This window comes from Micromonospora sp. NPDC005553 (genome assembly GCF_042871765.1).
Classification (GTDB): Bacteria; Actinomycetota; Actinomycetes; order Mycobacteriales; family Micromonosporaceae; genus Micromonospora.
The window spans coordinates 207791-227242 of the sequence record NZ_JBIAJD010000008.1 but is presented as its reverse complement, the minus strand read 5'-3'; the positions used below and the strand labels follow the sequence as shown (position 1 = coordinate 227242).

The 19452-nt window shown below is 71.4% G+C and carries 21 protein-coding genes and 1 riboswitch; of the genes, 8 read left to right on the top strand and 13 right to left on the bottom strand.

Annotated elements, in window-relative coordinates; translation table 11 throughout:
* Positions 1-100 precede the first annotated feature (100 nt).
* From ACFYPG_RS29655 to ACFYPG_RS29645, 3 genes are all read right to left on the bottom strand, one after another.
* A complete protein-coding gene (locus tag ACFYPG_RS29655; protein WP_355009256.1) occupies positions 101-901 on the bottom strand; it encodes an energy-coupling factor transporter transmembrane component T in 801 nt (266 codons plus the stop codon).
* Positions 898-2328, bottom strand: a complete 1431-nt coding sequence (locus tag ACFYPG_RS29650) for an ABC transporter ATP-binding protein (RefSeq protein ID WP_355009255.1) — start codon at positions 2326-2328, stop codon at positions 898-900. The genes ACFYPG_RS29655 and ACFYPG_RS29650 overlap by 4 nt, the downstream gene beginning before the upstream one ends.
* Before the next feature lie 123 nt (positions 2329-2451).
* Positions 2452-3045, bottom strand: coding sequence for an ECF transporter S component (locus tag ACFYPG_RS29645; RefSeq protein WP_210786970.1), 594 nt, complete (start codon positions 3043-3045; stop codon positions 2452-2454).
* Positions 3046-3119: 74 nt separating this feature from the next.
* A riboswitch (TPP riboswitch) is annotated at positions 3120-3224 on the bottom strand.
* A gap of 107 nt (positions 3225-3331) precedes the next feature.
* Here ACFYPG_RS29645 and ACFYPG_RS29640 point away from each other — a divergent pair.
* The 4 genes from ACFYPG_RS29640 (at position 3332) to ACFYPG_RS29625 (ending at position 7691) form a co-directional block, all read left to right on the top strand.
* Complete coding sequence (locus tag ACFYPG_RS29640; protein ID WP_387354555.1) at positions 3332-4162, top strand: alpha/beta fold hydrolase; 831 nt, start codon at positions 3332-3334, stop codon at positions 4160-4162.
* A gap of 53 nt (positions 4163-4215) precedes the next feature.
* Positions 4216-4965, top strand: coding sequence for a sugar isomerase domain-containing protein (locus ACFYPG_RS29635; protein ID WP_091409712.1), 750 nt, complete (start codon positions 4216-4218; stop codon positions 4963-4965).
* A gap of 138 nt (positions 4966-5103) precedes the next feature.
* Positions 5104-5607, top strand: a complete 504-nt coding sequence (locus tag ACFYPG_RS29630) for a DUF6328 family protein (protein ID WP_387354554.1) — start codon at positions 5104-5106, stop codon at positions 5605-5607.
* An 86-nt stretch (positions 5608-5693) separates the two neighbouring features.
* Positions 5694-7691 (top strand): acyl-CoA dehydrogenase family protein, encoded by a 1998-nt coding sequence (locus ACFYPG_RS29625; protein ID WP_387354553.1) that lies wholly within the window; start codon positions 5694-5696, stop codon positions 7689-7691.
* A gap of 122 nt (positions 7692-7813) precedes the next feature.
* Here ACFYPG_RS29625 and ACFYPG_RS29620 read toward each other — a convergent pair whose 3' ends face one another.
* The 8 genes from ACFYPG_RS29620 to ACFYPG_RS29585 all read right to left on the bottom strand — a co-directional run bounded on the left by ACFYPG_RS29620 (position 7814) and on the right by ACFYPG_RS29585 (position 12299).
* A complete protein-coding gene (locus ACFYPG_RS29620) occupies positions 7814-7981 on the bottom strand; it encodes a hypothetical protein (protein WP_355009250.1) in 168 nt (55 codons plus the stop codon).
* A 9-nt stretch (positions 7982-7990) separates the two neighbouring features.
* Positions 7991-8599, bottom strand: a complete 609-nt coding sequence (locus ACFYPG_RS29615) for a hypothetical protein (RefSeq protein ID WP_387354552.1) — start codon at positions 8597-8599, stop codon at positions 7991-7993.
* A 77-nt stretch (positions 8600-8676) separates the two neighbouring features.
* Positions 8677-9075, bottom strand: coding sequence for a Fur family transcriptional regulator (locus ACFYPG_RS29610; protein WP_091409697.1), 399 nt, complete (start codon positions 9073-9075; stop codon positions 8677-8679).
* Positions 9072-9371 carry a metalloregulator ArsR/SmtB family transcription factor gene (locus tag ACFYPG_RS29605; protein WP_030338189.1) on the bottom strand — a complete coding sequence of 100 codons (300 nt, stop codon included), beginning with the start codon at positions 9369-9371 and terminating at the stop codon, positions 9072-9074. Before ACFYPG_RS29605 ends, ACFYPG_RS29610 begins: the two co-directional genes overlap by 4 nt.
* A gap of 43 nt (positions 9372-9414) precedes the next feature.
* Positions 9415-10281, bottom strand: coding sequence for a metal ABC transporter permease (locus ACFYPG_RS29600; protein WP_238670367.1), 867 nt, complete (start codon positions 10279-10281; stop codon positions 9415-9417).
* A gap of 3 nt (positions 10282-10284) precedes the next feature.
* A complete protein-coding gene (locus ACFYPG_RS29595; RefSeq protein WP_387354551.1) occupies positions 10285-11046 on the bottom strand; it encodes a metal ABC transporter ATP-binding protein in 762 nt (253 codons plus the stop codon).
* The gene (locus ACFYPG_RS29590; protein ID WP_355009247.1) at positions 11043-11987 is read right to left on the bottom strand and encodes a metal ABC transporter substrate-binding protein; all 945 of its coding nucleotides are present in this window, start codon (positions 11985-11987) and stop codon (positions 11043-11045) included. Before ACFYPG_RS29590 ends, ACFYPG_RS29595 begins: the two co-directional genes overlap by 4 nt.
* Before the next feature lie 54 nt (positions 11988-12041).
* Positions 12042-12299, bottom strand: a complete 258-nt coding sequence (locus ACFYPG_RS29585; protein WP_355009246.1) for a hypothetical protein — start codon at positions 12297-12299, stop codon at positions 12042-12044.
* A 29-nt stretch (positions 12300-12328) separates the two neighbouring features.
* Here ACFYPG_RS29585 and ACFYPG_RS29580 point away from each other — a divergent pair, with 29 nt between their 5' ends.
* The 4 genes from ACFYPG_RS29580 to dusB all read left to right on the top strand — a co-directional run bounded on the left by ACFYPG_RS29580 (position 12329) and on the right by dusB (position 15905).
* On the top strand, positions 12329-12670 hold the full coding sequence (locus ACFYPG_RS29580; RefSeq protein WP_112589142.1) for an antibiotic biosynthesis monooxygenase: 342 nt from the start codon (positions 12329-12331) through the stop codon (positions 12668-12670).
* Positions 12671-12694: 24 nt separating this feature from the next.
* Positions 12695-13174: a hypothetical protein gene (locus ACFYPG_RS29575; protein ID WP_355580273.1), complete on the top strand. Its 480-nt coding sequence runs from the start codon at positions 12695-12697 to the stop codon at positions 13172-13174.
* Positions 13175-13288: 114 nt separating this feature from the next.
* The gene (locus tag ACFYPG_RS29570; protein ID WP_091409675.1) at positions 13289-14668 is read left to right on the top strand and encodes a glycine--tRNA ligase; all 1380 of its coding nucleotides are present in this window, start codon (positions 13289-13291) and stop codon (positions 14666-14668) included.
* Between the two features lie 64 nt (positions 14669-14732).
* Positions 14733-15905: a tRNA dihydrouridine synthase DusB gene (dusB, locus tag ACFYPG_RS29565; RefSeq protein ID WP_355009245.1), complete on the top strand. Its 1173-nt coding sequence runs from the start codon at positions 14733-14735 to the stop codon at positions 15903-15905.
* A gap of 554 nt (positions 15906-16459) precedes the next feature.
* Here the strand turns inward: dusB and ACFYPG_RS29560 are convergent.
* Complete coding sequence (locus ACFYPG_RS29560) at positions 16460-17122, bottom strand: C39 family peptidase (protein WP_355009244.1); 663 nt, start codon at positions 17120-17122, stop codon at positions 16460-16462.
* Between the two features lie 443 nt (positions 17123-17565).
* Entirely contained in the window at positions 17566-19365 is a 1800-nt protein-coding gene (locus ACFYPG_RS29555; protein WP_387354550.1) for a beta-N-acetylhexosaminidase, read from the bottom strand.
* Between the last annotated feature and the right edge of the window lie 87 nt (positions 19366-19452).

Sequence of the window (19452 nt, the reverse complement as noted above, 5' to 3'; positions counted from 1 at the left end):
CGCGTTCGCGGGAGGCGTCCGGGTCAATCTGCTGCGGCCAGCGGAACGTCGGGAGTCCCGATCACGGCAGGAACGCGAACAGGTGACTGCGTAGCCGCCCTCAGCCGAGCAGCGGGCGGAACGTGCCGAGCAGCACGCTGACCGTCAGCGCCGCCCCGGCCAGCGCCGCTGCACCGGCGACCAGCAGCCCGTCGGCCGCCGTGAAGCGCTGCCGCCGGGCGACCGTACGCGGGGTGCCGGCGTCGAATCCGCGGGCGTCCATCGCCACCGCCAGTCGGGTGCCTCGGCGGATGGCCCCGACCAGCAGCGCGAACGCGGTGGAGGCGAAGAGTCGCAGCTTCGCCACCGGATTGCGTCCCGCGTCGACGCCCCGGGCGCGTCGAGCCATGCTGATCATCTGCCACTCCTGACCGAGCAGCGGTACCAGTCGGAACGCGGCCAACGCACCGATGGCGAACCGGGCCGGTGCCTTCGCGTTCTGGATCAACGCGTCGGCCAGGTCGGTGGGGTCGGTGGTCGCGAAGACGATCACACCGGGCAGGGCCACCGCGAACACCCGCAGTACCAGGCCGAGCGCGGTGAGCAGGACGCCGGTGCTCACCAGCACCGGTCCCACGTCCAGCAGGACCCGGCCGGACCGGTCGGCGGCGAACAGCACGAGGGTGACCAGGATGCCGGCGGCACTGAGCAGCAGTGGCCAGGCCCGCCGGGCCAGCACCCGGTAGCGGATGCCGAACAGCGGCAGGACGGCCAGTTCGAGGGCGATGGCGATTGCCGGGGCCACCGGGTCCAGGGTCGCCAGCAGGGTGAACGAGAAGACGAGTGCGGCGGCGACCTTCGCCACCGGGTTGCGGCGGGCCAACGGGGCGTCCGGCGCGGCGACCGGCTCGATGCTGATCATCGGTGGTCGTCCGGGGTTCGGTGCAGGGTGACGGTGCGGTCGGCGAGCGCGGTGACGAAGTCCGCGTCGTGGGTGACGGTGACCACGGCGTGCCCGGCGTCGCGCAGGTCGGCGAAGAGGTCGACCAGCTCCCGCCAGGTCCGCCGGTCCTGACCGAAGGTGGGTTCGTCGCAGATCAGCAGGCGTGGCGCGGTGGCGAGGGCGGTCGCCACGCTCAGCCGCCGCGCCTCGCCACCGGAGAGGGTGTACGGGTTGGCGGCGGCGAGTCGGGCCAGCCGTAGCCGTTCCAGCAGCCCGGCTACGGTTGCCTTGACGGCAGCCTCGGGTTGACCGGTGCGGCGCGGGCCCAGCGCCAGCTCGTCGAAGACGGTGCTGGTGACGAACTGGTGCTCCGGGTCCTGGAAGACCGACCCGATGCGTCGGGCCAGCGCGGGTGCCCGCCACCGGTGCGGGGGAGTGCGGTGGTCCGCGCCGGCCAACTCGGCGGTCGCGGTGACCTGCCCGTTGCCCGGCCTGAGCAGACCGCCGAGCAGCAACGCCAGGGTGGACTTGCCGGCACCGTTCGGTCCGCGTACGGCGAGTGCTTCACCGGCGCGTACCGCCAGGTCGGTGGGGCCCAGCCGGGGCGGCAGGCCGAGCCGGTCGGCGGTGAGCAACAGCTCCCCGGGGCTGGCGGTGGCCGGTCGGGGCGCGATGGGGTGACCGGGCACCCAGACCCCCTCGGCGGCCAGGGCGGCGCCGTGGGCGGCGAAGACCGCCTCGGGCGGGCCGTCCGCGCGGACGCCGCCACCCGGTTCCAGGACGACCACCCGGTCGACAAGCGGCAGTGCCTCGGCGACCCGGTGCTCGACCAGGATCAGCGTGGTGTCGGCGTCCAGCGCGCCGGCCACCGCGTGCCGGACCAGTTCGGCCCCGGTCGGGTCGAGGTTGGCCGTCGGCTCGTCGAGCAGCAGCAGGGCGGGGCGCAGGGCCAGCGCGCCGGCCAGGGCGAGCCGTTGCTGCTCACCGCCGGAGAGCGCGGCGGTGTGGCGGTCCCGGGAGTACGGGAAGCCGACCCGGCGCAGCGCCTCGTCCACCCGGGGCCAGATCTCGTCGGCCGGTACTCCCCGGTTCTCCAGCCCGAACGCGACGTCGTCGCCGCAGCGTGCCATGACCAGTTGGGTCTCCGGGTCCTGGAAGACGATGCCGACCCGTTCCCGCCCCTTGCGGGGGTCGAGCCCGTCGATCTCGACGGTGCCCTCCTGCTCGCCGGAGTCCTCCGGGAGCAGCCCCGCCAGAGCGCTGAGCAGTGTGCTCTTGCCAGCCCCGGACGGCCCAAGAAGCAGAACCCGTTCCCCAGCCTCAACCCGCAGATCAACCCCGCGCAGAGCCCAGGCCCGCCGCCCAGCGTGCCGCCACCCGAACCCCCGCAGCAGTACCCCGCCCACCAAACGACCCCCTCCCAGCCGCGCCCCGCCCCACCTCACCCTGCACGGTCGATCATGAGGTTGACGGTGGTTGTGGAGATCCATCCGCCCGTCAACCTCATGATCGACGCGAGTTGGTGGGGGTTAGATCAGGGCTCGGTTCCGGCCTGCCGGGAAGCGGTCCAGGACGCCGGTGTTGGCCAGGGCGTTCGTCAGCAGCCAACCGCCCAGGCCGGCGATCACTGTGGCGCTGACGATGGTGAGCAGCGCGTACGGGATGCGGTAGTCGGTCAGCGCGTAGTCGACGTTCCAGACGAAGAAGTCGAACAGCGCGGCGCTGAGGCCGGTCAGCGCGCCCGCGAACACCGCGGTCGGCAGGCGGAACGACCGGTACCGGAAGGCGGCGAAGGCCAGCTCGGCGCCGATGCCCTGCACGATGCCCTGCGGAATGACAGTGCCGGCCCACTGGCTGCCCAGCAGCGCGGACAGGACCGCGGCCACGGTCTCGCAGTAGAGCGCGGCGCCGGGCTTGCGGATGACCAGCCCACCGATCACCGCCGGCATCAGCCAGACGCCGTAGAGCAGCGTTTGCGCCGGCGGGAAGAAGGCGAACGCGCCCTCGGTGGCGCTCCAGACCAGGCCCCAGGCCCAGAAGATGACGCCGAAGGCGACCGCGATCACCGAGGCGACCACGATGTCGATGGTGCGCCAACGGTGTGTGTCAGTGGTGGATGTCATGTGTTGCTCCCAGTTCGTGAGTGCGAACCAGGAGAAGACGCACGCCGCGTCCGGTGGCACCGGACTGCGGCGCGGCTGGAGGTCGACCGAACTCCCTGCGCTGGCATTACCCAGATCAGGTTCGAGGGTCTGCGGGCGTGCCCGCACTCTCAGCGCTGTGCGCTCCCCTGTCGGATATGAAGTTGTCTCGCTGACGCTAACACCGACCAGGGGCGCGGGCCCAGCAGGGCATCCGCCTGACCTGCGGGAGCGAGCGGCCGACCGCCGTCTGGGTACGCTTCCGATCATGCGGGTTGATGCGCGAGGCTTCACGTTCGAGGTGACCGTCGGCGGTCCGACGGACGGCGTACCCGTCCTGCTGCTGCACGGTTTCCCCCAGCACAGCGGCGAGTGGGACGACGTGGTGCCGGCGCTGCACGCGGGCGGGCTGCGCACGTACGCGCTGGACCAGCGCGGTTACTCACCCGGTGCCCGGCCCACGGTGGTGGCCGACTACCGGATTCCCGAACTCGTCACCGACGTGGTGGCGGTGCTCGACGCGCTCGGGCTGGACGCCGTGCACCTGGTCGGCCACGACTGGGGCGCGATAGTGGCCTGGGCGGTTGCCGCCGGGCACCCCGAGCGGGTCCACACGCTGACCGCCGTGTCCGTACCCCATCCGGCGGCCATGGCGCACGCCCTGAGCAACGACGCCCAACAGAAGGCCCGCTCGTCGTACATCGCCCTGTTCCGCAAGCCCGAAAAAGCGGAGAAGGTCCTGCTGGCGTGGCACGCCACCGCGCTGCGCAAGATGCTCGGCGGGGTGGGCGACACGTCCCGGGTGAACCGGTACGCCGACCCGATGCGTGAGCCGGGTGCGCTGACGGCCGCGCTGAACTGGTACCGGGCGATGTCCCGCGCCGACCTGGCCGGCGTCGGCCCGGTCGCGGTGCCCACCACGTACGTCTGGAGTGACCGGGACGTCGCCATCGGCCGGACCGCCGCCGAGGTGTGCGCGCAGAACGTCACCGGCGACTACCGCTTCGTGCAGCTGCCCGGGGTGAGTCACTGGATCCCGGACGCGGCACCGGCCCCGCTCGCCGAGGCGATCCTGGCCCGAGCCGGCGGGACGGCCTGAGCAGCAGTGGACACCAACGGGCTGCTGGCCCGCAATCGAACGACGGAGGACGTATGACGGTGAGTGCCGAGGACTACCTGGCCGTGGTGACCGAGACGATCGGCCGGGTGGCCGCCAGTCAGCGGGAGGCGGTGGGGCGGGCCGCCGACCTGATCGCCGAGGCCGTCCGAGCCGACGGTGTGGTGCACGCGTTCGGCACCGGGCACTCGGAGGCCCTCGCCATGGAGATCGCCGGACGGGCGGGTGGTCTGGTGCCTACCAACCGGATCGCGCTACGCGACCTGGTGCTGCTCGGCGGCGAGCCGGCCGACCGGCTGGGCCCGCTGCTGGAACGGGACCCGGCCGTCGCGCACCGCCTCTACGAGCTGGCCCCGGTGCGCCCCACCGATGTCTTCGTGCTCGCCTCGAACTCCGGCGTCAACGGCGCGATGGTGGAGTTCGCCACGCTGGTGAAGGAACACGGTCACGGGCTGGTGGCGATCACCTCGGCGCGGCACTCCGGCCGGATGGCCTCCCGGCACCCGTCCGGGCGCAAGCTGAGCGACCTCGCCGACGTGGTGCTCGACAACGGTGCGCCGTACGGCGACGCGACGCTGCCCCTGCCGGGCGGTGGCGCGGTCGGCGCGGTCTCCTCGATCACCGCGGCGTTGCTGGCGCAGCAGGTGACAGTGGAGGTGGTGGCGCGGTTGCTGGCGGCGGGGGAGCGACCCCCGGTCTACCTGTCGGCGAACATCCCGGACGGCGACGCGCACAACAACGAGCTGGAAGCGCGGTACGCGGGCCGGATCCGACGCGGGTCCTGACGCCGCCGGGCGGCCGACGCGCGTCGCCGAGATGAACGGCAGGTGTCGTGAACTTGTTTCGCGCTCGGCCGGGTGGGGCATTGGCGTTGCTGCCGGCGGGCGGGACCGCCGGCAGTAGCGTCTCACCGGAGGTAGCGCGTGTCGAAGGAGACCGAGAAGCAGCGCTGGCAGCGCAACTTCGCCGACCTGCTGCAGGAGTTGCGGGTCGCCCAGACCGGCGTGCAGATCCTCTTCGCCTTCCTGCTCACCCTGCCGTTCAGTAACGGGTTCAACGAGACCAGCGAGTTCCAGCGCGACGTCTACATCGTGGCGTTGCTCGCGGCGGCCGCCGCCACCGCGATGATCATCTCGCCGGTGGCGTTCCACCGGGCGCTGTTCCGGCAGGGGCGCAAACCGGAACTGGTCCGTTTCGCGCACCGGATGGCGACCGGCGGCCTCGCCTTCATGCTGATCGCAATGGTCAGCGCGGTCCTGCTGATCACCGACTTCGTGCTGGACCGGCCGATCGCCTTCCTGCTCAGCGCCCTGACCGGGCTCTGGTTCCTCACCTTCTGGATGGTGCTGCCGTTCGCCCGGCGCAGCTGGGGTGAGGACGACATCGACGACGATGACGACGACCCGGACACCATCGAGGAACGCTGACCGCGTCGATCTTCACGCAGCGCTACCCCTGGGTAACAACCGGGGGTAGCGTGACGGTAGCCGCATCGAGCTTCGAGGGGGCAGCCGTGACCACGACGCAGAACGGCCGACCGGCACCGGACGGCCCCGACTCCGAATCCACGGCCGGTGCCGCCGCGCCGCTGCCCGCCGAAGCCGGGCAGGTCACCGAGAAGGAAGCCCGGCAAGTCGCCGAGGCCGCCCGCGAATCCACCTGGGACCGGCCCAGCTTCGGCAAGGAGCTGTTCCTCGGCCGGTTCCGGCTCGACCTGATCGACCCGTGGCCCCGATCCGACCCGGACGACGTGGCTCGCGCGGAGGAGTTCCTTGGCCGGTTCCGCGCCTTCCTGACCTCCGAGGTGGATGGTGAGGCCATCGAGCGGGACGCGTCCATACCCGACTCGGTGTTCCACGGCCTGGCCGACCTCGGCGCGTTCGGCATGAAGATCGACCGGAAGTACGGCGGGCTCGGGCTGAGCAACCTGCACTACTGCCGAGCGCTCATGCTGGCCGGCTCGGTCAGCCCGGCCATCGGCGCGCTGCTCTCGGCGCACCAGTCGATCGGGGTGCCGCAGCCGCTGAAGATGTTCGGCACCCCCGAGCAGAAGCAACGCTTCCTGCCCCGGCTCGCCGCCGGTGAGGTGTCCGCGTTCCTGCTCACCGAGCCGGACGTCGGCTCCGACCCGGCCCGGCTGGCCACCATCGCGGAGCCGACCGAGGACGGCACCGGCTACCGGCTCAACGGGGTGAAGCTCTGGGCCACCAACGGCATCGTGGCCACCCTGCTGGTGGTGATGGCCCGGGTGCCGGCCACGCAGGGACGTCGGGGCGGCATCACCGCGTTCGTGGTGGACGGCGACAGCCCCGGCATCACCGTCGAGCGGCGCAACGAGTTCATCGGCCTGCGCGGGCTGGAGAACAGCCTGACCCGGTTCCATGACGTGATCGTCCCCGCCGAGAACGTCATCGGCGGAGAGGGCAAGGGGCTGAAGATCGCCCTGACCACTCTGAACACCGGCCGGCTCTCACTGCCGGCCATGTGCGTGGGTGCCGGCAAGTGGGCGTTGAACGTGGCCCGAGGGTGGGCCGCCGACCGGGTCCAGTGGGGACGGCCGGTGGGCGAGCACGAGGCGGTCGCGCAGAAACTCTCGTTCATCGCCGCCACCACGTACGGCATGGAGACGATGCTCGACCTCTGCTGCCTGCTCGCCGACGACGACCGCAACGACATCCGGATCGAGGCGGCACTGGTCAAGCTGTACGCCAGCGAGATGGCCTGGAAGATCGCCGACGAGCTGATCCAGATCCGGGGCGGGCGCGGCTACGAGACGGCCGACTCACTGGCCGCCCGCGGCGAACGTCCGGCCGCCGTCGAGCAGATGCTGCGCGACCTGCGGATCAACCGGATCTTCGAGGGTTCCACCGAGATCATGCACCTGCTGATCGCGCGGGAGGCGGTCGACGCCCACCTGTCGGTGGCCGGCGACATCATCGACCCGGACGCGGGGCTTGGCCGCAAGGCCCGAGCCGGCGCGCGAGCGGGCGCCTTCTACGCGAAGTGGCTGCCCACGCTCGCCGTCGGTCGGGGGCAGAGCCCTTCGGCGTATGCCGAGTTCGGCCCGCTCGCCGCGCACCTGCGTCAGGTGGAGCGTTCGTCGCGCAAGCTGGCCCGGTCGACGTTCTACGCGATGTCCCGCTGGCAGGGAAAGATGGAGCGTAAGCAGGCGTTCCTCGGCCGGGTGGTGGACATCGGCGCCGAGTTGTTCGCGATGTCCGCGGTCTGCGTCAGGGCCTCCGCCGAACGGGACACCCGCCCGGAGAACGTCGAGCTGGCCGACCTGTTCTGCCGGCAGGCGCGGGTGCGGGTGGACGCCCTGTTCGCCGGCCTCTGGGACAACACCGACTCGGTCGACACCGCTGCCGCGAAGCGCATCCTCGCCGGCCGCTACGCGAGCCTGGAGGAGGGCGTGCTCACCCCGTCCGAGGAGCTGCCCTGGGTGGCCCGCTGGTCGCCCGGTCCGTCCACCTCCGAGGATGTCCGCCGCCGCATCCCGCCAAAGCCGTAAACCCCGCTGCACGGCCTCGCCGCCGCGTGGGTCGGCAGGGGTTGGCCGGGGTGCGGGTCGGCAGGGGTTGGCCGCCGTGCGGGTCGGCAGGGGTTGGTCGCCGTGCGGGTCGGCGGCTTCGGTCAGCGGGCGACCGCCCAGGCCAGCACCCCCGCCAGGATCAGACCGTTGAGCCCGGCCAGGGCCAGGTACGCCGCAGGTGGAATCTTCTTGCCCCGGCGCAGGAAGGAGACCAGGACAGCGGCGTAGCCGAGCAGCAGGACGGCGATGACGACGAGGAAGTAGAACACCCGACGACTTTAGCGGCCCCGGCTGCGTAGACCGAGTTGGCGCAGCTCCAGAGCGGCCAGGGCGTCGACTGTCGCGTCGTCGCCGCGCCGCCACGCCTCAGCGACGTCCGGGCCGATCCGGGTCAGTTGGCCCAGCGGCTGGGTGGCCAGGGCGCGCAGGGCGAGCAGGTCCCGACCGGCCGGACCGGCGGCCAGCTTCGCGGCCGACCCGGCTCGGCGCATCCAGCGCAGCCGCAGCGGCAACCAACCGAAGAGCACGATGCCGAGCGGGAAGATCAGCACCGCGACGGCGAGGGCGAGGGCGAGCTGATCGACCAGGTGCTGCTGGTCGCGGCCGGCGTCGGCCAGCCCTCGGGCCGCGTCGGCGGCCTGCCGGAACGGAGCGGTCAGCTCGTCGCCGACCAGTGGCACCCGGCCGACCTTCCCGCCGGCTTCGGCGAGGTTGTCGGCGAGGCCGCTGCCCGCGCCCTCCAGCTTCTGTCCGGGTACGGCGAGCTTCTGCACCAGATCGTGCAGCCACAGCGCGCCGCGGATCGCCACGTACACCCAGGCGACGACGAGCAGGTCGGTGAGCAGCTGACGGGCGGCGGTCGGGAACCGATCGGCATAGATCTTCACGCCGGACAGCGTGTCACGAACGGCCTTCGCGGGGCACCCGTGAAGTGAGCCCGGATCGCGATCGACCGGGCCGGTGGTCAGCGCGGGCAGGTCGGGCAGGTGCCGAAGATTTCCAGGGTGTGGCTGACGTCGGCGTAGCCGTGCTGCGCGGCGACCCGGTCGGCCCAGCTCTCCACGGCCGGCCCGGCCACCTCGACCGTACGCCCGCACACCCGGCAGACCAGGTGGTGGTGGTGCCCCTCGCTGCACCGGCGGTACAGGTGCTCGCCGCCCGGCGGACGCATCACATCGATCTCACCGGCGTCGGCGAGCCCCTGGAGGGTGCGGTAGACGGTGGTCAGGCCGACCCGCTCGCCGCGCTGCCGCAGCATCGCATGCAGGTCCTGGGCGCTGTGGAAGCCCTCCATCTCGCCCAGCAGCGCGCTCACCGCCGAACGCTGCCGGGTGTTGCGCACGGCGGCGCTGCTCTCGCTCATGATCCCTCCCCGGCGTGGCTGACCGCGTCCGCCACGATGTGCGCGACGTGCTCGTCGACCAGGCTGTAGGCGATCTCCCGGCCTCGGCGGGAGCCGCGCACCACGCCCGCTCCGCGCAACACCCGCAGGTGCTGGGAGACCAGTGGTTGCGCCGCGCCGAGCTTCTCCACCAACTCGTGCACGCACCGCTCGCCGCCGGCCAGCTCACTGACGATGGCCAGGCGAATGGGAGCGGACAGGGCGCGGAGCAGCTCGCTGGCCCCGTCGAACCCGTCGTAGCCCGTCGCGCTGGTCATCCCGCAACGGTAACCAATACCACTGAGCTCGCGCTGACCAGGCTCAGCTCAGCACGACCTCGTGAGGTTCCGGTGTCGGCGCGGCGGTTGGCGTCGTCCGGCGGCGCACGACCCGCCAGACAGCGCCGGCCACGGCCACCACCAGGAACGAGGCGATCGCCACCAGCACCACCGAGGCGCCCGGCGCGGTGTCCGCTGTGGCCGCCACCCAGACACCCGAGCCGGCGGCGAAGAGCCCGAGCGCCATCGCGGCGGCCATCGTGCTGCGGAAACCCCGGGTGACCTGCTGGGCGGTGGCAACCGGCACCACCATCAACGCGCTGATCAGCAGCACGCCGACGGCCCGCATGGCGATGGTCACGGTGACCGCTGTGGCGACCGCGATCAGCAGGTTCAGCGTGCGGACCGGCAGGCCGGAGACCCGGGCGTACTCCTCGTCGTGACTGACCGCGAAGAGCGCCGGCCGCAGCGCGATCATCGTGACCAGGATCGCCGCGCCGAGCACCGCGATGGTCGTCAGGTCGGCGGGCGAGATGGTGGTCAGCGACCCGAACAGGTAGGCGTTGAGGTTCGCGCTGGTCGCGTCGGAAAGGCCGACCAGGAGTACGCCGCCCGCGATGCCGCCGTAGAAGAGCAGAGCCAGAGCCAGATCACCGGAGGTACGCCCACGGGCCCGGACGATCTCGATGGCGATCGCGCCGATGGTGGCGGCGATCACCGCGACCAGCACCGGGGAGCGGTTGAGCAGCAACCCCGCGCCGACGCCGGTCAGCGCCACGTGCCCCACACCATCGCCGATCAACGCCAGCCGGCGCTGCACCAGGTAGATGCCGAGCGCCGGCGCGGCCAAGCCGATCACCAGCGCGCCGATCAGGGCGCGCTGCATGTAGGGGTACTGGAAGAGTTCCATGGGTCAGTTGCTCCACAGCCCGGCGGGCTCGTCGTAGCAGTGCGGGTGCACGTGGTCGTGGTCGGGCTCCGCGTGATGGCCGGCCGGGTCGGGCACCGCGCCGTCGTGGGCGATGCGACCCTCGTGGACGACGACGGCCCGGCTGATCACCGGTCGCAGCGGGCCCAGCTCGTGGGCGACGAGCAGCACCGTTCCGCCGTCGGCGACGAAGTCGCGCAGCGCGCCGGCGAAGGCCTCCTGGCTGGCCGCGTCCACCCCGGCGGTGGGCTCGTCGAGCACCAGCAGCTCCGGCTGGCCGGCCAGGGCGCGGGCGATCAGGGTGCGCTGCTGCTGGCCGCCGGAGAGCGTGGACACCGGGTCACCGGCCCGGTCGGCGAGCCCGACCGCGCCCAGCGCCGCGTCGACGGCGGCCCGGTCGGCTCGACCCGGCGGACGAAGCACCCCCCGACGGGCCAGCCGGCCGGAGGCCACCACCTCCCGGACGGTCGCCGGTACGCCGCCGCCGGCGCCCAGGCGTTGCGGGACGTACCCGATGCGTGCCCACTGCCGGAACCGGCGCAACGGCCGGTCGAAGAGGGTGACCGAGCCAGCGCTGATCGGCACCAGCCCGAGCACGGCGCGGATCAGGGTGGACTTGCCCGAGCCGTTGGCGCCGAGGATCGCGACCACCTCGCCGGCGGTCACGGTGAGCGAGATGTCCCGGAGCACGGGGCGACCGTCGTAGCCGACCACCCCGTGCTCGACGGTGATGACAGGTGAGGTCACGAGCAGCTCAAGGCCGTCTGCAGGGTCCGCAGGTTGGTGCGCATCACCGAAAGGTAGTCCCCGTTGCTGCCGGCGGCGAGCCCTTCGATCGGGTCGAGCACGGCGGTCTTCGCGCCGACCTGACCGGCGATGGTCTCGGCCACCTTGGGGCTGACCAGGGTCTCGAAGAAGATCGTGGTGGCCTGGTGCTCCTTGGCCTCCTCGATCACGTGCGCGAGGCGCTGCGGCGAGGGCTCGACGTCCGGGCTCAGCCCGGTTATGCCGACCTGGTCGAGCTGGTAGCGGTCGGCGAGGTACCCGAACGCGGCGTGGCTGGTCACGATCTCCCGCCGCTGGCAGGTCGCCAGACCCTGCTTGAACTCGCCGTCCAGTGTCGTCAGGTCGGCGCGCAGGGCAGTCGCCCGGGCGGTGTAGTCGGCGGCGTGGTCCGGGTCGGCCTTGCCGAGGCGCTGGGCGAGCTGGTCGCCGATGCCGGCCAGCCGGGTCGGGTCGAGCCAGACGTGTGGGTCCTTGCCGCCGCTCTCCTCGGCGTGCCCCTCTTCGCCCTCGTGGTCGTGCCCGCCGGCGGACGCGTCCAACAGCGGCTGCACGCTCGTCACGTCGAACGCCCGGTCGCCGCCGTTCTGGGCCACGGCGTCGTCCACGGCCGGCTGGAACCCCTTGAGGTAGACGATCAGCTCCGCGTCGCTGACCTCTCCGACCTGGCTCGGGTTGAGCTCCAGGTCGTGCGGCTCGGCGCCGGGCTTGGCCAGGTTGGTGACCCGGACCGCGTCGCCGCCGATCCGTTCGGCCAGGAACTGGAGGGGGTAGAACGCGGCCACCACGTCGACTCGCTGGGGGTCGGCCCCGGCGGCGCCGCCGGTGGAGCAGCCGGCTCCGGCGCCCAGGGCGAGGAGAGCGGTCGCGGCGGCCAGGACACGGTACGTGGCGCGGTTGGTCATGTCGTCAACTGTCCGTGGTAACGATAATGATTGTCAAAAACGCATGATTGCATGTCAGAGGAGCTTCGCGAGGCCCACTGCCACCAGCAGGGTGAGCATCACCAGCCGGATCAGCCGGGTCTGCGGCGCCTGAACCGCCCAGGTCGTCGCCAACAGGGCGATCAGGACCCCGGCGAGCGCGAGCGTGAGCAGCCCGCCGATCACCCCGGGCGTGAAGAACGCCACCAGCACCACCACCAGGGTGAGCAGGAACACCGACGTCGGGTTCGCCCCGGCCAACCGGGCGAGCAGAGGGCGCTGCGTACGCTGCATCCCACAGACTCTACGAGGAGGAACCCCCGGTGCTGGTGACCAACCGGTTCGTGGTCGACGTCGATGCCGCCGACGGCTTCACCGAACGGGCGCACGCCGCCCTCACCGCGCTGGCCGCCCGGCCCGGCTACCTGCGCGGCCAACTGGTCCGGGCGTTGGACGACCCCCGGCACTGGTCACTGGTCACCGAATGGGAGTCGGTCGGCACGTACCGGCGGGCGCTGGGCGCCTTCGAGGTCAAGGTCAGCGCCGTGCCGCTGCTCGCCGAGTCCGTCGACGAGCCCTCCGCGTACGAGGCGCTGGCCACCGCCGCCCCCGGCGGGGCCGTGGTCGTCGCCGAGAGTGATCGGGCTGCGGGTCCTTACCGCTGAGCCGCCGGACACTACGCTGCTCCTATGACCGCACCCGCCCCGCCACCCGGTCCCGGGGTGGCTCCGCCGTTTGCCGCGCCGCCCACCGAGGGCCGCCGGGCTCGGCTCTGGATCGGCCTCGGCGTCGGCGCGCTCGCCGTGGTGCTCTGCTGCGGCGGCGGTGGCACCGCCGTCGTCGGCCTGGCCGTCAGCGGAGTCCAGGCCATTCGGGAACAGGCCCGCACCGTGACCGGCGACTACTACCAGGCGCTCGTCGAGCGGAACTACGGGCGGGCGTACGACCAGCTCTGCGACGACGCGCAGCGGCGTGAGTCCCGGCCGGAGTTCGAACGGCGCGCCGCCGCCGAACCGCAGGTGACAGCGTTCCGCGTGGGCGAGGTGGACACCACCTACCTGACCGTGCCGGTCGACGTGACCCTCGACGGCGGCGACCGGGAGCGCCAACAGGTCAGCCTCGGGCAGGACGGGCAGACCGGCGGCGTGGAGGTCTGCGAGGTCAGCTGACCCGTCCCCGGTATTCTGCTGGGCTTGGGGCGACGGTGGTCGTACCGTTGTCCCGAACCGACCGTTCCATCCACATCTCGCCCCCGCCGACCGCCAGCCGGCGTAGGAGGAAACATGCCAGCCGACCGTATCGACGCCGTCGTCAGCCTCGCCAAGCGCCGAGGCTTCGTCTTCCCCTCCAGTGAGATCTACGGAGGCACCCGATCGGCGTGGGACTACGGTCCGCTCGGCGTGGAGCTCAAGGAGAACGTCCGCCGGCAGTGGTGGAAGACGATGGTCCAGCAGCGCGACGACGTCGTCGGCCTGGACTCCGCGGTGATCCTGTCCCGCAAGGTGTGGGAGGCGTCCGGCCACATCGCCGAGTTCGTCGACCCGCTGACCGAGTGCCAGTTCTGTCACAAGCGGTTCCGGGCTGACCACCTGGAAGAGGCGTACGCCGAGAAGCACGGCAAGCCGCTCACCTCGCTGGCCGAGCTGAACTGCCCCAACTGCGGCAACAAGGGCACCTTCACCGAGCCGAAGATGTTCAACGGCCTGATGAAGACCTACCTGGGCCCGGTGGAGAGCGACGAAGGGCTGCACTACCTGCGCCCGGAGACCGCGCAGGGCATCTTCGTCAACTACAAGAACGTCGAGACGGTCGCCCGCAAGAAGCCCCCGTTCGGCATCGCGCAGACCGGCAAGTCGTTCCGCAACGAGATCACCCCGGGCAACTTCATCTTCCGGACCCGCGAGTTCGAGCAGATGGAGATGGAGTTCTTCGTCGAGCCGGGCACCGACGAGCAGTGGCACGAGTACTGGCTCCAGGAGCGCTGGAACTGGTACCTCGACCTCGGCCTCTCGGCGGACAATCTGCGCCTGTTCGAGCACCCCAAGGAGAAGCTGTCGCACTACTCGAAGCGGACCGTGGACATCGAGTACCGCTTCCAGTTCGGTGGCACCGAGTTCGCCGAGCTTGAGGGTGTCGCCAACCGCACCGACTTCGACCTCTCCACGCACAGCAAGCACTCCGGCGTCGACCTGTCGTACTTCGACCAGAGCAAGAGTGAGCGCTGGATGCCGTACGTCATCGAGCCGGCCGCGGGTCTGACCCGCGCGGTGCTCGCCTTCCTGCTGGAGGCGTACGACGAGGACGAGGCGCCGAACACCAAGGGCGGCGTGGACAAGCGCACCGTGATGCGGTTCGACCCAAGGCTCGCCCCGGTCAAGGTGGCGGTGCTGCCACTGTCGCGCAACGAGGCGCTGTCGCCCAAGGCCAAGGATCTCGCGACCCTGCTGCGCAAGCGCTGGGTGGTGGAGTTCGACGACTCGCAGGCGATCGGGCGTCGCTACCGGCGGCAGGACGAGATCGGCACCCCGTTCTGCGTCACCGTCGACTTCGACACCCTGGACGACAACGCTGTGACGGTGCGCAACCGGGACACCATGGCCCAGGAGCGCGTCTCCCTGGACCAGGTCGAGCGCTACCTGATCGAGCGTCTTCCGGGCTGCTGAGACTCTGCGCACGGGGCCTCGGCCGACGCCATGAGCGCCGGTCGGGGCCCCGTACACTTGTCCGGTGACTGCCTCGACCGTGCCCGCGCTGCGCCCGCTGACTCTCGGCCAGCACCAGGTGTGGCCGCCGGTCGTGCTCGCGCCGATGGCTGGGATCACCAACATCGGGTTCCGTCGGCTCTGTCGCGAGCAGGGCGGCGGCATCTACGTCTGCGAGATGATCACCACTCGGGCGCTTGTCGAGCGCAACCCGAAGACGCTGCGCATGATCGCGTTCGGCGACGACGAGAAGCCCCGCAGTCTCCAGCTCTACGGCACCGATCCGGAGATCACCGCCGCCGCCGTGCGGATCGTCGTCGAGCGCAACCTGGCCGATCACATCGACCTCAACTTCGGCTGCCCGGTCCCGAAGGTCACCCGGCGCGGCGGCGGCGCGGCGCTGCCGTGGCGGCGGCGGCTCTTCGCGCGACTCGTGCGGGACGCGGTGGCCGCCGCGGCACCGTCCGGCGTGCCGGTCACTGTCAAGATGCGCAAGGGCATCGACGACGACCACCTGACGTACGTCGAAGCCGGGCTCGCCGCCCAGGAGGCCGGCGTGGCAGCGGTGGCCCTGCACGGGCGCACGGCCTCGCAGCGCTACTCGGGCACCGCCGACTGGGACGCGATCGCCACCCTGAAGCAGGCCCTCGACGTGCCGGTGCTCGGCAACGGCGACATCTGGGAAGCTGACGACGCTCTGCGCATGGTGGCCCACACCGGCGTCGACGGCGTGGTCATCGGGCGCGGCTGCCTGGGCCGGCCGTGGCTCTTCGCCGACCTGGAGGCCGCCTTCAACGGTCGGCCGGAGCGGCGGCTACCCACCCTCGGCGAGGTGGCCGTGACCATGCGCCGGCACGCCGAGCTGCTGGTCGACCAGTTCACTGCCGGTGCCCGCAACCCGGCCCGAGGTGAACGGGACGGCTGCACCGACTTCCGCAAGCACGTCGCCTGGTACCTCAAGGGCTTCCCCGTCGGCGGCGAGCTGCGGCGCTCGCTGGCGATGATCGAAAGCCTGGCCCAGCTCGACGACCTGCTCGGCAAGCTCGACCCGGCGGAGCCGTTCCCGATGACCGCCCTCGGGCAGCCGCGTGGGCGTACCAACTCGCCCGGCAAGGTCTTCCTGCCGGAGGGCTGGCTGGCCAGCCGGGACGACGACACCGTCCCCGAGGGCGCCGAGATGGACGACTCGGGCGGCTGAGTCTCCGACCCTCGTGGGGTCGTCGCTGTCGGACCTACTTCGCAGGTTCCCGGCCCGGTTCCGGCCGGGAGCAGGGGGCGGACGTTGGGGGTGCGGCACGCTATCGAGCTGATGTCGTAAACGAGTCATGACCTGGGCTCGGCCGTGCGCTGTTCGGCGGTGCCACTGACTCGCACTGCCCTGCGGCCGCCACCGTTGTTGCCCTGCGGTGCCTCCACCGCCTTGCCGTCACCGTGTTGCCCTGCGGTTGCCGTGGCGAGTTGCCCTGCGGTTGCCGCCACCGGGTTGCCCGGTAGGTCCCATTGCGACGTTGCTTCGCGGCTGCCCTGGTGACGCTGATTCGTCTACGACATCAGCTCCAAAGGGCCCGTGACGCAGACAACGGACCCCGCGCCGGGTACTTCGTCGCCGAGATCCGCTCAACATCAGGGATGCTGGTGTCTCCGGCGTGTCGGAGGCAGCAACATCGGGGATCTTGCGCGGGGCGCGGAGCGCGGACATGCGGAAGGGCCGGACCCCGTGGTGGGGTCCGGCCCTTCCGAGTTGGGTGGTGCTCAGCTGGTGGCGTAGCCGCGGGTGGCGATCCAGTCCGCGAGGTGCTCGATGGTGACCTCGTACGAGGCGGTGTTCGGGTCGGCGGAGTCGGCGATCTTGACGATGTTGCCGTTGTCGCGGTAGCCGACGACGCTGATGTAGTGCCCACCCTCGAAGGAGTGGATACCACCGTCGGTGTCGGTGGTGGTGCCGGCGATGTTGGCGACCACGGCCCGGCCGTCGTCGACGGTCTTGACGACGTCGGCGCGAAGCTTGTCGGTCTGCTTCTCGTCGGCCTTGGGCGTGCTGATCTCGACGGAGTGGTAGGCGTCGTTCTTGCCGGTCTCCTTGTTCAGCACCGGGGTGATGTCGTTGATGGAGTTGGTGCCGGCCTCGGTGGTGCCCATCTCCTTGGCCATGGCGTCCACGCTGATGTCCTTGCCCTGCACGGACAGGGCGTTGCGGGCGGCGGCGGGGCCGCAGTAGTAGAAGTTCGGCTGGGCTTCGTAGCGCACGCCGAGCTCCCGCTCGCCGTGGCCCTTGCGGTCGGTCTGCGCCTGCGACGCCGGCTTGCCGGTGTTCGGGGCGGCGAACGCGGTGGTGACGGGTCCGACGATGGCGCCACCGGTGAACGCGAGGCCAGCGGCGGTCAGAGCGGTCTTACGAATCAGATCGGTACGCATGATGGCGTGCTCCTCTGCTTCATCGGGGGTGCCGCGCGGCGTGACAGGGGACAGCAATCCGCGCGGGAGATACGCAGTGTTGTCGTCCCGGCGGCTCGTGGGGCCGGCGTCGGGACAGAGCACAACGGTGCGGGGCGGCGGATCATTCCGCCGGGTTCCTTGCCGGCGCTGCTGCGCTGTGCGGGGGATGTAACTGGGGCGGCCCGGCCGGTGTTCCCGGCGGCTGCCCTGCACCGACGACCGACAGTCGCGGTGCCGTGCCAGGTATAACGACCCCGCCAGGCCGACGATTCCGCCATCCGGGTGGCCCCGGCCACGGGACGTTGAGCCTGATATCGGACATCCGGCGTCTAGCGACCTACGCCGGGTCGGCGATGTGGGGCGTCCTGGCTGAAGGATGCCGCGATATCGGCGATCTGAAAGCGACCACCGGAATCGCGGGCCTATATCCGGTTGGCACCCTCTCGGGTCGTGTTGTCCTGGCTCGGGACCGCCGGGTTGGGTTGGGTGGGGATGATCGGGGTGGTTGGCCAGTGGATCTCGGGCGCGCGGTGGAAGGTGATCCCGGCCGTCGTCCAGCGCGGGCCCTGGCCGGCCAGGCGGTCGCGGAAGTCGGCCCAGTCGTGGCTTGCCCGGGGTGACCAGCCCAACTCGGCGATGGCCGGGAGGCGGGGCAGGAGCAACAGCTCGATGTCGGCCAGCGAAATGACCGACTCGGTCCAGAGCGGGGCCTCCACACCGAGAACCGCCTCGGTGGGTACGCCGGCGACGTGCGTGCCCGGGTCCCAGTCGTACGCCTTTCGCACGTCGATGAGGCCGGCCCAGTCGTGCCCGATCGGGGTGTCCGGGGCGTACTTCATATCCAGGTAGGCGTGGTTGCCGGGGGAGACGATCAGCCGGGCGCCCCGGCGTACGGCGTCGACGGTGGTGGGGTCCTCGCCGTTCGTGCCCCACCACTGCAGGACCCGCCCGTCGAGGTGGGCGGCTGGCGCGAGCTGGTGCCAGCCGACGACGGTCTTGCCGAGGTCGGCCACGATGCGCTGGACCCGCTCGACGAAACCGGTGTAGACCTCGCCCTTGACCTTGAACGCCTCGTCGCCCCCGATGTGCAGCCAGGGGCCGGGGGTGAGCGCGGCCACCTCGCCCAGCACGTCGGCGACGAAGTCGTACGTGCGCTCGTCGGCCGGGTCGACGTAGCTGAAGCCGACCTCGGTGCCGGTGTACGGCGGCGGTGCGATCTTGTCCGGTGCCAGTTCCGGGTACGCGACCAGCGCCGAGTTGGTGTGCCCCGGCAGGTCGATCTCCGGGACGACGGTGATGTGGCGGGCTGCCGCGTAGGAGACGATCCGCGCGTAGTCGGCCTTCGTGTAGTGCCCGCCGGGGCCGCCGCCGACCTCGGTCGTCCCGCCGATGCTGGTCAGCTTCGGCCAGGAGTCGACGGCGATCCGCCAGCCCTGGTCGTCGGTGAGGTGCAGGTGCAGGTGGTTGAGCTTGTAGCGGGCCAGGTGGTCGACCACCCGCAGCACGTCCTCGACGGCGAAGAAGTGCCGCGCTACGTCGAGCATCGCACCCCGGTAGGGGAACCGGGGTGCGTCGGTGATGGTCCCGCCGGGCAGCACCCAGCGTTCGGTGACCGGGGTGGAGCTCTCGATCGCCGCTGGCAACAGTTGGCGCAGCGTCTGTATGCCGTGGAAGAGGCCGGCGGCGGTGGAGGCGGTGACGTTCACCCCGTCGGTGGCGATGTCGAGGCGGTAGCCCTCCGCGCCGAGGTCGGCGCTGCCGTCGAGCACCAGCGCGATGCCACCGGCGGGCTCCGGCGTCGTGGCGTCGGTGACCGGCAGCGGGTAGCCGGTGGCCGGACGCAGGAGTTGGGCGAGCTGCTCGGCGACCGCCAACGCGGCGGGGTCGGCGCTGGACACGATGACGGCTTCGGCTGGGAGGGTCCAGTCGGCGGTCGGGTCCGGCTGGACCTGCTGGGGGGCGGGCACGACGTCGGCCAGCCGGTGGGGGGCCGCCGGGGCGAGCAACGCGCCCGCTGTCTGCTCGGCCGTGCTTGCCAGCGTCGCCGCGTCCGGTTCCCCCGCCGACAGGGGCGCGGGGAGGGCGGTGGGGCCGGGGGAGGGGGTGGTCGACACGGCGGCGACTCCGGGGGTGTATTCGCGTCGGTTATGGCAAAAGTGAAGTTCACTGGCTGGCGTGCCGTCAAGCGTACGACGCTCTGCCGTATGCGTGATGGTGCGCATGGAAGCGTTCCCAAAAACCGGTACGAACACGGATAGTCGTGATAGCTGTGCCAATTGTCACCGAACGGTCCCAGGTCACTCGATGGT

Excerpts from the sequence above, each read along its gene's own strand:
- ACFYPG_RS29655 (WP_355009256.1), bottom strand. The coding sequence starts at position 901 with ATGATCAGCATCGAGCCGGTCGCCGCGCCGGACGCCCCGTTGGCCCGC.
- ACFYPG_RS29645 (WP_210786970.1), bottom strand. The coding sequence starts at position 3,045 with ATGACATCCACCACTGACACACACCGTTGGCGCACCATCGACATCGTG.
- ACFYPG_RS29640 (WP_387354555.1), top strand. The coding sequence starts at position 3,332 with ATGCGGGTTGATGCGCGAGGCTTCACGTTCGAGGTGACCGTCGGCGGT.
- ACFYPG_RS29635 (WP_091409712.1), top strand. The coding sequence starts at position 4,216 with ATGACGGTGAGTGCCGAGGACTACCTGGCCGTGGTGACCGAGACGATC.
- ACFYPG_RS29610 (WP_091409697.1), bottom strand. The coding sequence starts at position 9,075 with ATGAGCGAGAGCAGCGCCGCCGTGCGCAACACCCGGCAGCGTTCGGCG.
- ACFYPG_RS29605 (WP_030338189.1), bottom strand. The coding sequence starts at position 9,371 with ATGACCAGCGCGACGGGCTACGACGGGTTCGACGGGGCCAGCGAGCTG.
- ACFYPG_RS29600 (WP_238670367.1), bottom strand. The coding sequence starts at position 10,281 with ATGGAACTCTTCCAGTACCCCTACATGCAGCGCGCCCTGATCGGCGCG.
- ACFYPG_RS29590 (WP_355009247.1), bottom strand. The coding sequence starts at position 11,987 with ATGACCAACCGCGCCACGTACCGTGTCCTGGCCGCCGCGACCGCTCTC.
- ACFYPG_RS29585 (WP_355009246.1), bottom strand. The coding sequence starts at position 12,299 with ATGCAGCGTACGCAGCGCCCTCTGCTCGCCCGGTTGGCCGGGGCGAAC.
- ACFYPG_RS29575 (WP_355580273.1), top strand. The coding sequence starts at position 12,695 with ATGACCGCACCCGCCCCGCCACCCGGTCCCGGGGTGGCTCCGCCGTTT.
- ACFYPG_RS29570 (WP_091409675.1), top strand. The coding sequence starts at position 13,289 with ATGCCAGCCGACCGTATCGACGCCGTCGTCAGCCTCGCCAAGCGCCGA.
- ACFYPG_RS29560 (WP_355009244.1), bottom strand. The coding sequence starts at position 17,122 with ATGCGTACCGATCTGATTCGTAAGACCGCTCTGACCGCCGCTGGCCTC.
- ACFYPG_RS29555 (WP_387354550.1), bottom strand. The coding sequence starts at position 19,365 with ATGCGCACCATCACGCATACGGCAGAGCGTCGTACGCTTGACGGCACG.